General features: G+C 72.8%; 14 protein-coding genes. 5 read left to right on the top strand and 9 right to left on the bottom strand.

Annotated elements, in window-relative coordinates; all coding sequences use genetic code 11:
- Positions 1-21 precede the first annotated feature (21 nt).
- Positions 22-783 carry an IclR family transcriptional regulator gene (locus tag ACFSL2_RS24215; RefSeq protein ID WP_377200285.1) on the bottom strand — a complete coding sequence of 254 codons (762 nt, stop codon included), beginning with the start codon at positions 781-783 and terminating at the stop codon, positions 22-24.
- Between the two features lie 313 nt (positions 784-1,096).
- Between ACFSL2_RS24215 and ACFSL2_RS24220 the strand changes: the two genes are divergently transcribed.
- The 4 genes from ACFSL2_RS24220 to ACFSL2_RS24235 all read left to right on the top strand — a co-directional run bounded on the left by ACFSL2_RS24220 (position 1,097) and on the right by ACFSL2_RS24235 (position 6,157).
- Positions 1,097-2,362, top strand: coding sequence for a cytochrome P450 (locus ACFSL2_RS24220; protein WP_377200286.1), 1,266 nt, complete (start codon positions 1,097-1,099; stop codon positions 2,360-2,362).
- A gap of 65 nt (positions 2,363-2,427) precedes the next feature.
- A complete protein-coding gene (locus ACFSL2_RS24225) occupies positions 2,428-4,179 on the top strand; it encodes a Re/Si-specific NAD(P)(+) transhydrogenase subunit alpha (RefSeq protein WP_377200889.1) in 1,752 nt (583 codons plus the stop codon).
- Positions 4,176-5,585, top strand: coding sequence for a Re/Si-specific NAD(P)(+) transhydrogenase subunit beta (gene pntB, locus ACFSL2_RS24230; RefSeq protein ID WP_377200287.1), 1,410 nt, complete (start codon positions 4,176-4,178; stop codon positions 5,583-5,585). Before ACFSL2_RS24225 ends, pntB begins: the two co-directional genes overlap by 4 nt.
- A gap of 143 nt (positions 5,586-5,728) precedes the next feature.
- Positions 5,729-6,157 (top strand): hypothetical protein, encoded by a 429-nt coding sequence (locus ACFSL2_RS24235; protein ID WP_377200288.1) that lies wholly within the window; start codon positions 5,729-5,731, stop codon positions 6,155-6,157.
- Positions 6,158-6,289: 132 nt separating this feature from the next.
- Here ACFSL2_RS24235 and mqo read toward each other — a convergent pair whose 3' ends face one another.
- From mqo to ACFSL2_RS24275, 8 genes are all read right to left on the bottom strand, one after another.
- A complete protein-coding gene (gene mqo / locus ACFSL2_RS24240) occupies positions 6,290-7,789 on the bottom strand; it encodes a malate dehydrogenase (quinone) (RefSeq protein ID WP_377200289.1) in 1,500 nt (499 codons plus the stop codon).
- 78 nt (positions 7,790-7,867) lie between these two features.
- Positions 7,868-8,542, bottom strand: coding sequence for a maleylpyruvate isomerase N-terminal domain-containing protein (locus tag ACFSL2_RS24245; RefSeq protein ID WP_377200290.1), 675 nt, complete (start codon positions 8,540-8,542; stop codon positions 7,868-7,870).
- A gap of 41 nt (positions 8,543-8,583) precedes the next feature.
- Complete coding sequence (locus ACFSL2_RS24250; RefSeq protein ID WP_377200291.1) at positions 8,584-9,237, bottom strand: pyridoxine/pyridoxamine 5'-phosphate oxidase; 654 nt, start codon at positions 9,235-9,237, stop codon at positions 8,584-8,586.
- Entirely contained in the window at positions 9,234-9,794 is a 561-nt protein-coding gene (locus tag ACFSL2_RS24255) for a TetR/AcrR family transcriptional regulator (protein WP_377200292.1), read from the bottom strand. Before ACFSL2_RS24255 ends, ACFSL2_RS24250 begins: the two co-directional genes overlap by 4 nt.
- Before the next feature lie 43 nt (positions 9,795-9,837).
- Complete coding sequence (locus tag ACFSL2_RS24260) at positions 9,838-10,056, bottom strand: SCO4848 family membrane protein (RefSeq protein ID WP_377200293.1); 219 nt, start codon at positions 10,054-10,056, stop codon at positions 9,838-9,840.
- Positions 10,057-10,118: 62 nt separating this feature from the next.
- The gene (locus ACFSL2_RS24265; RefSeq protein ID WP_377200294.1) at positions 10,119-11,324 is read right to left on the bottom strand and encodes a GNAT family N-acetyltransferase; all 1,206 of its coding nucleotides are present in this window, start codon (positions 11,322-11,324) and stop codon (positions 10,119-10,121) included.
- 164 nt (positions 11,325-11,488) lie between these two features.
- On the bottom strand, positions 11,489-12,124 hold the full coding sequence (locus ACFSL2_RS24270; protein ID WP_377200295.1) for a GNAT family N-acetyltransferase: 636 nt from the start codon (positions 12,122-12,124) through the stop codon (positions 11,489-11,491).
- A gap of 105 nt (positions 12,125-12,229) precedes the next feature.
- The gene (locus ACFSL2_RS24275; RefSeq protein ID WP_377200296.1) at positions 12,230-12,775 is read right to left on the bottom strand and encodes a GNAT family N-acetyltransferase; all 546 of its coding nucleotides are present in this window, start codon (positions 12,773-12,775) and stop codon (positions 12,230-12,232) included.
- Positions 12,776-12,863: 88 nt separating this feature from the next.
- Here ACFSL2_RS24275 and ACFSL2_RS24280 point away from each other — a divergent pair, with 88 nt between their 5' ends.
- Entirely contained in the window at positions 12,864-14,252 is a 1,389-nt protein-coding gene (locus tag ACFSL2_RS24280; protein WP_377200297.1) for an MFS transporter, read from the top strand.
- The last annotated feature ends 15 nt before the right edge of the window (positions 14,253-14,267 follow it).

Genomic DNA, 14,267 nt, shown 5'->3' on the forward strand with positions numbered 1-14,267 from the left:
ACGGCGTGGGAAGGGCCCGGTTCAGACCGTCGCGAGGTCCCCGGCGACCAGGCCGAGCTCGCGACGGGCCTGCGGGGGTACCGACTCGCCGGGGATGCTGAGCCCGACGGCCCACGTGGCGTGCTCACCGGCCCGGCGCGGGACGAGGTGGGCGGCGCACGTGATGTCGTCGCGGAACTCGCCGTGCTCCTCGACCACGGTGTCGGGCCGCAGGCGGGCCAGCTGCGCGTCGAGCGACCTGATGTCGGAGGCGGTGCGTGCGGTGAACTTGCGCATCCCGGCGTCGACCACCAGCTCGTAGCGCTCCCGGCGGGAGATGCCGAGCAGCAGCGCCTTGCCGAGCGCGGTGGCGTGGGCGGAGACGTCGAGGCCGCGCTCCAGGTCCTCGAGGTAGGGCGATCCCGGCGCCTCCGCGTAGTCGACGACGACCACCCGGCCGGCGCTGATGCGCCCGAGGTAGGCGCTGTAGCCGGTGCTCTGGGCGAGGTGGCGCAGCACCTCGCGGGTGTCGGGACCGCGGCCGAGCGAGCCGAGCTGCTCGTAGAAGCGCTGGCTCACCTGCTCGCCGACGTCGTACGTACCGTCCTTGAGCCGCGTGACATAGCCCTTGTAGGCGAGCGTGCGCACAAGGTGGTAGGTGGTGGAGAGGTTGAGGCCGCTGCGGCGGGCTATCGCCTTCACCGGCAGGCCGGGCGAGCGGGTGACGACCTCGAGCACCCGAAAGGCGCGGGCCACACTCTGCACCAGGTCGTCCGGGCGTTCCCGGTCCGCGTCCAGAGTCACGTGCCCCCCTTGTTCGTCGGCGGGTGGCCGACAGTCGTTCCGTCCGGATGGGTCTCGACAGGGTCGATCGAGGGTGCGACAGTGTGTGTGCCCTCGCGGACATCGTAGCCACGGGCTTGGCCCAGGTCACGGTGCCAGGTGGAACACGGGCGGGTTCACCCTGGGTGATCGATGATGATGCACAGATACGGCGAATCAATGAATTTACCTGAATCCGGTTATATCCGGCAAGTGTTCGGTGTGCCGGTGGCCCGTCGGTACCGCCCGGGCTCCCATTCCGAGAGGGCCGGCCACCTTGCTGGATGACATGCACATGCGCGGCACGCAGGACCGGCCCTGGCGGGGGACCAGACCTGTTCGTCTCGACGACGTCACGCGCCTGCAGCCGCTGGTGCGCGCGTCGGCGCTGCCCGACCCGCGCGAGTTCTACGACGAGCTCGAGCGGGAGTGGGGCGAGGTGGCCCCCGTCGAGCTGGAGCCCGGTGTGCCCGCCTGGCTGGTGATGGGTCAGCGGCTCGTCTACGACGTCATGCGCAACGAGCACATCTTCGCCACCAACCCGCAGACCTGGAACGGGCACGCGCGTGGCGGCCTGCCCGAGACGTCGGGCCTGCGCCCGGTCTTCACGGCCCAGCAGCGCTTCGCCGCCAACCACACCGACGGCGCACTGCGGCAGCGCCTGCGCGAACCGCTCGACGACGCGTTCGAGCAGCTGTCCGAGGGCATCACCGCCGCCAAGGTGCGCTCCTTCTGCAACCTGCTCATCGACCGCTTCGAGGACCGCGGCCGCGCGGACCTCATGCTCGAGTACGCCTCGGTGATCCCGTTCCTCGTCATCGCCGACATGATCGGCTTCGACCCGGAGGACGGGCAGCGCCTCTTCGACCTGACCCGGAGGGTCGCCGGCGGCGGGACCGACGCGGCCGCCGCGGTGGTCGAGGTGGACAGCCTGCTCAGCGGTCTGGTGGCGGTCCGGCGCAAGCGCCCGCAGCGCGACCTCGCGAGCTCGCTGGCCGCGCACCCGAACATGCGCGAGGACACCGAGGTGGCCCACACGCTGCTGATCGTCGCCTACTCGGGCAACCTGACCCTCACCGCCTGGGTGGCGCAGACCCTGCTGCTGACCCTCACCGACTCACGGTTCTCGGGCCGGCTGCACGGGGGCCGCATCGACCTGGACAACGCGATGGACGAGGTGCTCTGGCGTTCCACGCCGACCATCAACACCCTGCCTCGCTTCGCCCGCCAGGACATCGTGCTGGACGGCAAGCACATCGCGGCGGGCGACCCGCTCGTCCTGGCGATCCACGCCGCGAACACCGACCCGAGAATGGACACGGGCGACCCGTGGGACCACGTCGGCAGCCGGGCCCACGTGTCGTTCGGCACCGGGCCGCATGCCTGCCCGGCGCCCCGCACCGCACGGGTGATCGCGCGGATCGCCGTCGAGACCATCCTCCGCCGGCTCGACGTCGTGCTGCGGATCCCCGTGGACGAGGTCACCTGGGACCAGACGCTGTGGATCCGTCAGCCCGTACGGCTCCCGGTCACCTTTCCGCCACCGGTGGTGTCGGCATGACCGCAGGGCATGTCCGGTCCGGCGAGGTCAGGCGGTAGGTTGCGCACGTGAGCGAGGAGGGGCACATGCGCATCGGTATCCCGGACGACGGCGGGCCGCTCGTGCCCGCCACCCCGACGACCACCGCCCGGCTGGTCGGCCTCGGCTACGACGTGTCCGTCGCGGCCGGCGCCGGCGCGGGGGCGGGCTTTCCGGATGCCGCGTACGAGGCCGCGGGCGCCGTCATCGTGCCCGACGCCGCGGCGTGGTCCGCCGACGTCGTGGCGATCACCCGGGCGCCCGACGTGCTGGCCGCGCCCGGGCCCGCGGGACTGCGACCGGGCGCGCGCGGTCCGGACGGGCTGCGGATCGGCGCGGTCCTCATCGCCCAGATGGCCCCTGCGTCGCGCCCCGACCTGGTCCGCGCCCTCGCCAACCGGGGCGTCACCGCCCTGGCCCTGGACGCCGTACCGCGCATCTCGCGCGCGCAGTCGCTCGACGTGCTCAGCGCCCTGTCCAACGTCGCGGGGTACCGGGCGGTGGTCGAGGCGGCCGGCGAGTTCGGCGGCATGTTCTCCGGACAGGTCACCGCGGCCGGCACGACGCCGCCCGCCAACGTGTTCGTGATCGGCGCGGGGGTGGCGGGCCTCGCCGCGATCGGCGCGGCCGGCAGCCTCGGCGCCCAGGTGCGCGCCTTCGACGTGCGGCCGGAGGTCGCGGAACAGATCGAGTCCATGGGCGCCACCGTCGTCCGGGCGGACGACGCCGCGCAACAGGTCAGCGCCGACGGGTACGCCTCGGTGCTCACGACCGACCAGGAGGCGGCCGCGCTGCGCGTCTACGCCGCGGAGACGGCGGCCGCCGACATCGTCGTCACGACGGCCCTGGTGCGGGGGACCGCGCCCACGACCGTCACCGCCGAGATGGTCGCGCAGATGCGGCCGGGCAGCGTGATCGTCGACCTCGCCGCGCCGGGCGGCGGCAACTGCGAGCTGACCGTGCCGGGGCAGCGCGTGGTCAGCCCCAACGGCGTGGTGGTCCTCGGCTGGACCGACCTGCCCGACCGCATGCCGCGGCACACGTCGGAGCTGCTCGGCACGGCCGTCGCCAACCTGGTCCAGCTCGGCACACCGGCACGGGACGGCCACCTCGCGCTCGACCCGGCCGACGCCGTCGTGCGTGGCATGACCGTCGCCGCCGGTGGCGAGGTGCTGTGGCCGCCACCGCCGGTGGCGGTGTCCTCGTCGGTGGCCCGGCCGCCGGCGGGAGACCCTGCCGGGACCGCGCCGGGCCCCGGACCGGCTCGACCGGCAGGGCGCGGTGCGCAACCGGCGGGGCGCGGTGCCCAGCCGGCGGCGAGCGGGTCGCGACCGGCGCAGCCGACGGCCCGGACCGGGCTGCTGGCGGTCGGCGCACTGCTCGCCGCGCTCGTCGTCGCCGCGTCACCCGCCGAGCAGGCCGCGCACTTCACCGTGCTGGCGCTCGCCGTCGTGGTCGGGTTCTACGTGATCTCGCACGTCAGCCACGCCCTGCACACGCCGCTCATGTCCCAGACCAACGCCATCTCCGGCATCATCCTGGTCGGCGGGATGCTGCAGATCGGCTCCGCGGACCCGGTGGTGACGACGCTGGCGGTGCTGGCGTCGGCGGTGGCGAGCATCAACATCTTCGGCGGTTTCCTCGTGACCCATCGCATGCTCGGGATGTTCCGCCGTGGCCCGGCCAACGTGTCCGGAGCACAGGTCACTCCGGTGACTCCTGAGTCTGGCGCGGGACCGTCGGGGATGGGGCAGCCTGGGGCGGGGCGGGGCGACCTGGGCGAGGGGAGCACCCGATGACCGTCGAGTCCGTGGTCCAGGCCGTCTACCTCGTGGCGGCGGTGCTGTTCGTCCTGTCCCTGGCCGGGCTGTCGAAGCAGGAGACCGCCCGGCGCGGCGTGCTGCTCGGCATGATCGGCATGGGCCTGGCGCTGGCGGCGACCGTAGCGCTCGCGCTGGACCGGTCCGAGCGGCCCGTGGGCCAGACGGCGGGCCTGATCCTCCTGGTGCTCGTGGTGGGCGCCGCCGTGGGCACCTGGCGGGCGCGGACCGTCGAGATGACGCAGATGCCGGAGCTCATCGCGCTGCTGCACTCCTTCGTGGGCGCGGCGGCGGTGCTCGTGGGCTTCGGGTCCTACCTGACGGACCCCGCCGGGGCCGCGTCCGGCGGAGCCGTGCACCGCGTCGAGGTGTTCCTCGGCGTGTTGATCGGCGCCGTGACGTTCACCGGCTCCGTGGTGGCGTTCGGGAAGCTGTCCGCGCGGCTGAGGTCGTCCCCGCTGATGCTGCCGGGCCGCAACTGGCTCAACCTGGCCGCTGTCGTGACGTGCGCGGGACTGTTGTGGTGGTTCCTCGCGGCCGGCAGCTCGGGCCTCCTCCCGCTCCTGCTCATGACGGCGGTGGCGCTGGCGCTGGGCTGGCACCTGGTGGCGGCGATCGGCGGCGGTGACATGCCCGTCGTCGTCTCGATGCTGAACTCCTACTCCGGGTGGGCAGCGGCCGCGGCCGGCTTCATGCTGGGCAACGATCTGCTCATCATCACGGGCGCCCTCGTCGGCGCGTCGGGTGCGATCCTCAGCTACCTCATGTGCCGCGCGATGAACCGGTCGTTCGTGAGCGTGATTCTGGGCGGGTTCGGTGCGGGCACGGGAGTCGCCGCCGTGGGCGGCGACGCCGAGCAGGGCACCCACCGCGAGACCACGGCGCTCGAGGTGGCCGACCGGCTGGCCGCCGCGCGGTCGGTGATCGTCGTGCCCGGGTACGGCATGGCGGTGGCGAAGGCCCAGTACCCGGTGGCGGACCTCGTGGCCCGGCTCACGGCGCGCGGGACCACCGTGCGGTTCGGTATCCACCCGGTCGCCGGCCGGCTGCCCGGGCACATGAACGTGCTGCTCGCCGAGGCGAAGGTCCCGTACGACCAGGTGCTCGGCATGGACGAGATCAACGGCGACTTCCACAGCACCGACGTGGTGCTGGTGATCGGCGCCAACGACACCGTGAACCCCGCGGCACAGGACGACCCGGCGTCACCCATCGCGGGCATGCCGGTGCTCGAGGTGTGGCAGGCTCGCGAGGTGGTGGTCTTCAAGCGGTCCATGGCGACGGGCTACGCGGGCGTACAGAACCCGTTGTTCTTCCGCGAGAACACCGCGATGCTGTTCGGCGATGCGAAGGACCAGGTGGAGCTCATCGTGCAGGCGCTGTGACCCTGCTGAGCGCCGGCGATCTTTGCGTTCCGGTCGTCATGTGTGGGTGAATTGAAGGTGACGCGCTGACATGGCGCGGTAACGAGTTGGTATAAAGGGGTACGCCAGGAAAGTCCGGTGTAGTCCCTCAGTGCGGAGGCCGAGTGTTGACACGCTCTCTCGTGACCGGATCGGTCGCGATCGTGGGGTTCCTGGTGCTTGTCGCGACCACCGAGCTCTTCTACTTCGGGCCGCCCGACGGCGCCCACAACGCCGGCGAGCTGTTCGCCTCGTACGGTGGCGCCGTCCTCACGCTGCTCACCTGGGCCGTCGTCGGCTGGTGTGTCGCGCGGACGGCGCGGGCACTACGCCTGCCCCGCGTCTCCGTGCTCGTCGGCATGCTCGTGCCCCTGGCGGCGATCGTGGTCTTCGCCCTGACGGTCGACCTGAACGGCTGGTCCACCGGCTTCGGGGCGTTCTCGTTCGCCGCGGCGTCGGCCGGCGTCCTGGTGACGGTCCGGGCAGGACGCTCGGCCGGGCCGAGCGCCGTGGTCCGTACCGAGGGGCGTCCCCCGGTGCGGATGGCGGCCTGACCGCCGTCGGACGTCGGCTCCGCCGCCCGCACGTGCCAACGAAAGGAGCGGTCGTCTCATCAGGTCCGATGAGACGACCGCTCCTCAGTTCGTCGAGCTCAGGCGCTCGTCGGGTTCAGGCGTGCGTCGGGGTCAGGCCCCCGCGGCGACCCGCCGGTCGGCACCGCCGGTGAGCTCCGTGGCGTCGTAGTCGGCGCCGCCGCCGAGGCTCGGCATCATCGACGTGAGCTGCGGCTTCCACTCGTCGTACTTGGCGGGGAAGCAGCGCTCCAGCAGCCCGGTCATGGCGGAGACGGCCGTCGAGGCGCCCGGGGAGGCCCCCAGCAGACCGGCGATGCTACCGTCCTGGGCCGCGACGACCTCGGTGCCGAACTCCAGCACGCCGCCCTTGCCCTTGACCCACTTGATCACCTGGACGCGCTGGCCGGCGGTGATCTTCTCCCAGTCGCCGGGCTGCGCGGTCGGCATGAACCGCTGCAGCTCGTGGAACTTGGTCTCCGGCGCCGCCGCGACCTGACCCACCAGGTAGCTCGTGAGGTCCAGGTTCTTCACGCCGGCGCCCAGCATCGAGAAGATGTTGTGCAGGCGCAGCGACGTGATCAGGCCCAGGTACTTGCCCTTCTTGAGGTACTTGGGGCTGAACCCGGCGTACGGGCCGAACATCAGGTAGCTCTTGCCGTCCACGATGCGCGTGTCCAGGTGGGGCACCGACATCGGCGGCGCGCCGACGTCGGCCTTGCCGTACACCTTGGCCTGGTGCTGGGCGACGAGGTCCGGGTGGTCCGTGCGCAGGAACTCGCCGGAGATCGGGAAGCCGCCGTAACCGCGTGCCTCCTTGATGCCCGACGCCTGCAGGAGCGGCAGGGCGCCGCCGCCCGCACCGACGAAGACGAACTTCGCGGTGACGGTACGGCCGCGGGTGCCGGCGTTCCAGGAGCGGTCGCGCAGAGCGAGGCGCCAGCGGCCGTCGCGCAGCTTCTTGAGGCCCCGCACCTCGTGGTTCAGGTGCAGCTCGGTGTTGTGCGCGGTTGCGAAGTCGACCAGCTTCTTCGTGAGCGAGCCGAAGTCGACGTCGGTCCCGGCGGCGGCGCGCGTCGCCGCGACCGGCTCGTCGGTGTCGCGGTCCAGGGTCATCAGCGGTGCCCAGCTGCCGATGACGGCCGGGTCCGAGCTGAACTCCATGTCGCTGAACAGCGGGTGCACGCTCAGCGCCTCGTAGCGGCGCCGCAGGAAGTCGACGTTGTCGGCGCCGCGCACGAACGTCATGTGCGGCGTGACGTTGATGAAGTCCGTGCCCTCCATCAGGCCGGCGGTCAGGAGGTGGTTCCAGAACTCGCGCGAGGTGTGGAACTGCTCGTTGATCGTCACCGCCTTGGAGATGTCGACGGAACCGTCCTTGCGCTGCGGCGTGTAGTTCAGCTCGCAGAGCGCGGAGTGGCCGGTGCCCGCGTTGTTCCACGGGTTCGACGACTCGAGTGCTACCTCGTCGAGGCGCTCGTAGATTCCGATACGCCAGGTCGGCTCGAGGATCGTGAGCAGCGCGCCGAGCGTGGCGCTCATGATCCCTCCGCCGATCAGCGCGACGTCAACCTCTTCGGTGGGACGCGGGGCTGTCTGGAGGTAAGAAGTCACGTCAAGAACGATAGCGGGCTTGTGAAAAGCGGAACGAGCGCTGTGGCACGAATCACGTGCTCTTGGCGGTGACCTCCGTCACCGGGCCGGCACGGCGGACGGCCAGGGGCCGAGCTCCGGTAGGTCGCCCGGCAGCGGCGTCCCCGGGACGCGTCCGGCCAGCCACGCCGTGACGTCCCGCGGGTCCCCGGCGAGGTCGGCGACGGTCACGCCGTCGGGCAGCCGCACCGCCAGGAACTCGCCCAGATGGGTGCACAGGGCGTCGTCCCAGGTCTCGTACCCGACCGCCTCGGGTGTCCCCGCCAGCGCGTCGACCGCGTGGATCCGGACCTCCCGCCACCAGGCGAGCAGGCAGCCGGACAGCGGTCCACCGCGATAGCCGCTCGGAGCGGCCCAGAGCGGCGAGCCGGGCTCCGGCCAGGCCCCCGCGAGGTCCGCACCGAGGCGCTCGAGCACCGCCAGGTGCTCCGCGACCGTGCGCCTTGCACCCGCCTCGATCCCGGCCTCGCGCGCCTCCTGGCTCGCGTACACGGGCACCACCTCGCCGCGCTCGACGGCCTCCGTCTGCCGCAGCATCGCGCCCCCGATGCCCGCGATGTGGGACAGGACGTGTCCACGGGTCCACCCCGGCAGGGGCGACGGCCCGGCGAGGTCGGCCTCGGTGAGCCGGCCGACGGCGGGCAGCAGCGCCTCCAGCGCCGCGGTCGAGTCGGCGAGGGCGTGCGGGACGGGATCGGTGCTGGTGCTCGTCACGGTGGTGTACCTCCGGTGGTTTCGGTTCGGGGTCGACAAGGTCAGGGCCAGAGCAGCCCGGTGGTCCAGCCGTCCGCCTCCGCCTGGTAGAGCAGGCGGGCGTGCGGACCGGAATCGGGCGCCTGCCAGAACTCGACAGCCGTGGGGGTGACCACGTACGCGGTCCAGTCCGGGGCGACCAGCTCGGGGTCGGCACTGACGGCGCGCAGAGCCTCGGCGAACGCCTGCTCGTACTCCTGCCGGGACGCCAGCGGCTCGCTCTGGTGGTTGACCAGGCCCGCGGCCCGCGAGACGTCCGGGCGTGCCAGGAAGTCGGCACGGCTCGCCTCCGGCTCGGCCGGCGCCGCGCTCCCAGTCACCTTGACCTGGCGGCCCAGCTCCGGCCAGAAGAACGTCAGGGCCGCGTGCGGGTTGACCGCCAGGTCGTGCCCCTTCGGGCTCGTCGACTGCGAAGCGAACCACCAGCCGTCCGCCGTCACGTCCTTCAGGAGCAGCGTGCGGGCGTGGACGTGCCCTGCGGCGTCCGCGGTCGAGAGTGTCGCGGCGTGCGCGGCGAGCACCTCGGCGTCGATCGCGTCGTCCATCCAGGCCACGAACAGCTCGTGCGGTGTGGGCGGCGCGGCCTCCGGGTCGAGCTCGGGGAGCCCGGGCCGGGCGAACGTGGGCAGCGCACGCAGGCGCTCGCGGAAGGTCATGGGTGCTCCTTCTGGTCGAGCAGGCCGACGAAGCCGCGTACCGCCGCGGACAGGGCGTCCGGGTCCTGCAGGGCGCGGGCCAGGACGTACCCGCCCTGGATGATCGCGAGGGCGGCGTGCGCGCGGTCGCGGGCGACGTCGCCGGGCAGGCCCGTCTCGCGGAAGATGTCGGTGAGGACGCCGAGCAGCCGCACGAAGTAGGCGTCGAGCACGTCGCGCAGGCCCTCGTCGTCCATCACCGCCTCGTCGGCCGTGAGGCGGCCGACCTTGCAGCCGGCCAGCGCGTCGCGCGGCCGCTCGAGGTAGGCGACCAGGCGTTCGATGGCGGGGGAGTTGCTGTCGAGGGTCCGCATCGCCTGGGCGAGCGCCTGGTCCACGGTGGCGCCGACGGCGGCGACGGCGAGGTCGTGCTTGGTGGGGAAGTGGTGGTACAGGCTGCCCTGGCCGACGCCGGACGCCGTCAGCACCGCGCGAGGGCTGGTGGCGCCGACGCCCTGCGCGGCGAAGAGGCCCTGCGCCGCGCTGACGAGGCGGTCTCGTGCCGTGTCCGTGCTCATGCCCGCACCATACCTACCTCCAGGTATGGTGACAACCCACCGGTCAGAGCAGGGTGAGCACGCCCAGCACGCCGACCGCCAGGGCCAGGGCGAGCGAGACCGCGATCAGCACGCTGTGCACGGTGAGGAACGTGGTCGCGCGGCCGTCGGCGTCCCGGGAGCGGGGGTCGGCGACGATGCGCTGCCAGAACCGCGGCCAGATGAGCAGGTTCCACGCGGCGGTGAGGATCAGGACGACGGACCAGGCGACCGGGATGTTCACGTGCCCCAGTATGGGCCCGCCCGCTGAACGGCCGACCGGCCGGCGGACGGGACCGGCGTGGGTCAGAAGTAGTCCCGGACGTGGACCTGTCGACCCGAGAAGAGGGCGGTCAGGACGGCGTCGTGCCCGGCCGGCCCGGTCAGGTGGCCCGCGAACCGCAGGTTGCCCGCCGACTGCGCCCCCGCGTACAGCAGCGCCAGCCCGTTCGGGCTCAGGACCGGACGCTCGTGGTGCGCGTCCTCGAGCGGGACGGTGTCGCGCTCGACGTGGGTGGCCCCCGCGGACACGGTGAGCGTCCAGGCACCGTCGAGGTCGGGCGTGCCGCGGACCGCGAACGGCACGCGCGCACCCTCGAGCGGCGACCGCACGCCGCCCAGGGCTGCGGCCACGTCCAGCACCCGCAGCATGTACGGGTGGGCCGAGTGCACCGTCGTGGTCAGGCTGGGCAGCACCAGCCACGCGGGGTCCAGGCCGGACGTCGAGACCCGCGCCGTGCCCACCACCGTCGAGAAGCTGCCGATCGTGCGCCACAGGGCGCGGGCGGCGCCGGGCGTCAGGGCGATGAGGTCGTCGACCTCCATGACGGCGGTCGCGGGCGTGAACCCCTCGCCGCGGATCCAGCTCGCGAAGCCGACCGCCTCGCCCGCGGTGTCGACAGCCAGCGTGACGCCGGTGTAGTCGGCGAACAGCTTCTCCGGCGGGGTCCAGAACGGTTTCTCCGCCCGGGAGACCGGGCCGTTCTGCGCGGACGCCCACGTGTGGTGCAGGGCGGTGATCGCGTCGAAGTCCGCGATGCCGGCCCGGCGGGTGACGACGCCGTCGGGCGCGCTCACGCGGCTCAGGCTCTGCAGCGGCACGTCGACGTCGTCGAACGAGCCCACCACCTCGTACCCGAGGCGCCGGTAGATGCCCGGCGCACTCGGGTAGAGCGTGGAGATCGCGTCACCGCGTTCGCGTGCCTCGTCGAGGGCCGTGCCGAACAGGCGCGCGAGGTGGCCGGAGCCGCGACGCTCCGGTTCGACGGCGACCCCGGCGACGCCCGCCGTCGCGACACGGGCACCGTGGAACCACGACGTGAACCCGTACACCCGCAGGCGCGCGGCCATGCCGTCGCTGTCGAACGCGCCCCACTCGCGAAAGCCCGAGGCTGCCCACTCCTCGCGGGTCGGCAGGGGACGTCCGCCCTCGGGCACCCCGAACGCCTCGCCGCCGAGGCGGGTGTAGTCGGGCTGGTCGGCGTACTCGACGGGGCGCACGGTAATACTCATGCAGGCGACCTTAGAACGTCCGGGTGCGGCGGGAGGGGTCAGGGGCGGCAGTGGTGGCAGCCGCTCGGCTCCGGCTCAGGCTCCGTTCGTGGCGCCTGAGCCTGCGGCTCCGCTCCGGGCGTGTGCCTCGTCCCTCGGCCCGCACCCTGCGCTGCGCCTCCGGCTCAGTCGCCGAAGTAGGCGACCAGGTCCTCGGCGGGGTGGGGCCGGAGCAGCGGCGTGCGGGTGACCTCGAGCGGTTCGGGCGTGAGCAGGCCGGGCAGCTCGGCGTCGGCCGTGCGGTCGCCGGGGGTGATGCCGTCGTCGGACACGAGGTCGCGCTGGAAGAGCACGGCGTCGTGCCACTGGCCCAGCTTCCAGCCGATCTTCTCGAAGGCGCCCGCGCGGTGGAAGCCGGCCGCCTCGTGCAGGGCGATCGCCGGGTCGTTCGGCAGCACGATGCTCGCGACGGCGCGGTGGTACCCGCGGTGTGCGAGCCGTGCCAGGAGCGTGTCGTAGAGGGCGCGACCGCCTCCCCGCCGCTGGTGGTCGGCGGCGACGTACACGTTGGTCTCAAGTGTCCAGCGGAACGTCGGACGGTCCGCGAACGGCTTGGCGTAGGCGAAGCCGGCCACGGCACCCGCCGTCTCGAGCACCAACCACGTCTCCCGGCCGAAGAACCGCTCGATGCGGCGGGTCATCTCGCGGGAGTCCGGCGGGCTCGTCTCGAAGGTCGCTGCCGAGTCGGCGACGAAGGGGGCGTAGATCGCGGCGCAGGCTGCGGCGTCGTCTGGTGTCGCGACGCGGACGGTGCTGTCCATGGACGGATCCTGCCGCGAACGGCCGGTGCGCGATGATCGCAGCGCGGGCTTGACGACGGTGCCCTGAGCAGGTAGTTCAGGCGCCCGCCCGTGGCGCCTGGCCGCTCATGGCAGGGTGGGCCGGGCCGTGGGCGGCGCGCCGTCGAGGTGGGGTGCGAGATCCTTCTGCAGGCGCATGACGTCGTGCCACTGCCCGTGCTTCCAGCCGATCGCGCGCAGGGTGCCCACCACCTCGAAGCCCAGCGCCGTGTGCAGGCCGAGGCTGGCGTCGTTCGGGAGGGCCAGGCCTGCCACGAGCCGGCGGTACCCCCGCTCGGCGAGACGCTCGAAGAGCGCCTCGTACAGCGCCCGGCCGGCCCCCGTCCGCCGTCGGCCGGCCTCCAGGTAGACGCTGGTCTCGACCGACCACCGGTAGGCCTCGCGCGGGGAGTACGGCGCGCCGTAGGCGAAGCCGACGACGTCCCCGCCCTCGGTCTCCTGCGCGACGAGCCATGCGTGCCGGGCCGAGCAGCTCGCGATGCGCCGCGCCATCTCCGCGCCGCTCGGTGGGTCCGACTCGAAGCTGATGTGGGTGTGGCGCACGTAGTGGCCGTAGATGTCGGCGCACGCCGCGGCGTCGTCGGGGGTCGCGGGCCGGATCGTCAGGTCCATGACGTGATCGTGCCCGACATCCGGCGCCGGACGAAGTCGCCGGCCGGCGACGGGGCGGGTGTCGGTGGCTGGGCATAGCGTGTGGCCCGTGACCACGCTCCAGAGACGGGTGCTCCTCGTCGCCGTGCTCGGCTCGTTCGTGTCGTTCCTCGACGGGACGGTCGTGAGCGTCGCGCTGCCGGCGATCGCGCGGGAGCTCGGCGGGCCCGGCGTGGAAGGGCTGGCCCTGCAGCAGTGGGTGGTCGACGCGTACCTGGTGACGCTCGGCGCCCTCATGCTCGTGGCCGGCTCGGTGTCCGACGTGTACGGCCGCCGTCGGGTGCTGGCGGTCGGGCTCGTCGGGTTCGCGGCGGCCTCGGTGCTGTGCGCGCTCGCGCCGACCGGGCCCGTCCTCGTCATCGCGCGTGCGCTCCAGGGGGTGGCAGGTGCCCTGCTGGTGCCGAGCTCCCTTGCCCTGATCGTGGCGACGTTCAGCGGCGAGGCGCAGGCCCGCGCCATCGGCCGGTGGACGTCGTGGACGACGGCCGCGATGATCGTCGGCCCGTTCGTCGGGGGCATGCTCGTCGACTTCGTGTCCTGGCGCTGGGTGTTCTGGATCAACGTGCCCGTCATCGCCGTGACCCTCTGGCTGCTGCGCGGGGTACCGGCGGCGCCGGGGGAGCCGGGACGCCGGGTGGACGTGCCGGGTGCCGTGCTGGCCGCGTTCGGTCTGGCGGGCGTCGTGTTCGGCCTCATCGAGGGGGAGCGGCTCGGGTGGACCTCGCTCGGTGTGCTGGTGCCCGTGGTCGCGGGCGCCGCGATGCTGGTGGCCTTCGTGCTCTACCAGCGGCGGGCGGCCGACCCGATGCTGCCGATGCGCCTGTTCCGGGCGCGCAACTTCGCGTGGGGCAACCTGGCCACCACCGCGATCTACGGGGCGCTCTCGCTCGGCGGGTTCGTGCTCACGCTGTTCCTGCAGCAGGTCGCCGGGTATTCCGCGACGTGGTCCGGGGTGGCGCAGCTGCCCACGACGTTCGCGATGATCCTGCTGTCCGCCTGGTTCGGCACGCTCGCCGGCCGGTACGGGCCGCGGCTGTTCATGACGGTGGGCCCCCTCGTGGCCGGGGCCGGGTACCTGCTCATGCTCGCGATCGACGAGACCGCCTTCTACCCCACGCAGGTGCTGCCCGGTCAGCTCGTGTTCGGGCTCGGCCTCGCGATCACGGTGGCGCCCCTGACGGCGGCCATCCTGGGGGCCGTCCCCACCCAGGACGCGGGCATCGGCTCGGCGGTGAACAACGCCGTCGCGCGGGTGGCCGGCCTGGTGACGGTGGCGTTCGCGGGCATCATCACCGGTGGGGTGCTCGACGTCGCCTCGTTCCACCGTGCCCTCCTGGTGACCGCGGCCCTCCTGGTGGTCGGGGGGCTGCTGTCCCTGGTCGGCATCCGCAACACGAGCCGGGCCGATCCGGAGCAGACCCTGGTCAAACCTAGTTAGGTGTGCCTAACCTCA

Origin of the sequence: Promicromonospora aerolata (assembly GCF_042682255.1) — a bacterium.
GTDB lineage: Bacteria > Actinomycetota > Actinomycetes > Actinomycetales > Cellulomonadaceae > Promicromonospora > Promicromonospora aerolata.

Bases quoted from the DNA above. Each gene is read 5' to 3' on its own strand.
- ACFSL2_RS24250 (WP_377200291.1), bottom strand. From the start codon at position 9,237: ATGACCTTCCGCGAGCGCCTGCGTGCGCTGCCCACGTTCGCCCGGCCC.
- ACFSL2_RS24265 (WP_377200294.1), bottom strand. From the start codon at position 11,324: ATGAGTATTACCGTGCGCCCCGTCGAGTACGCCGACCAGCCCGACTAC.
- ACFSL2_RS24275 (WP_377200296.1), bottom strand. From the start codon at position 12,775: ATGGACCTGACGATCCGGCCCGCGACCCCCGACGACGCCGCGGCGTGC.
- ACFSL2_RS24270 (WP_377200295.1), bottom strand. From the start codon at position 12,124: ATGGACAGCACCGTCCGCGTCGCGACACCAGACGACGCCGCAGCCTGC.
- ACFSL2_RS24220 (WP_377200286.1), top strand. From the start codon at position 1,097: ATGCGCGGCACGCAGGACCGGCCCTGGCGGGGGACCAGACCTGTTCGT.
- ACFSL2_RS24255 (WP_377200292.1), bottom strand. From the start codon at position 9,794: ATGAGCACGGACACGGCACGAGACCGCCTCGTCAGCGCGGCGCAGGGC.
- pntB (WP_377200287.1), top strand. From the start codon at position 4,176: ATGACCGTCGAGTCCGTGGTCCAGGCCGTCTACCTCGTGGCGGCGGTG.
- ACFSL2_RS24225 (WP_377200889.1), top strand. From the start codon at position 2,428: ATGCGCATCGGTATCCCGGACGACGGCGGGCCGCTCGTGCCCGCCACC.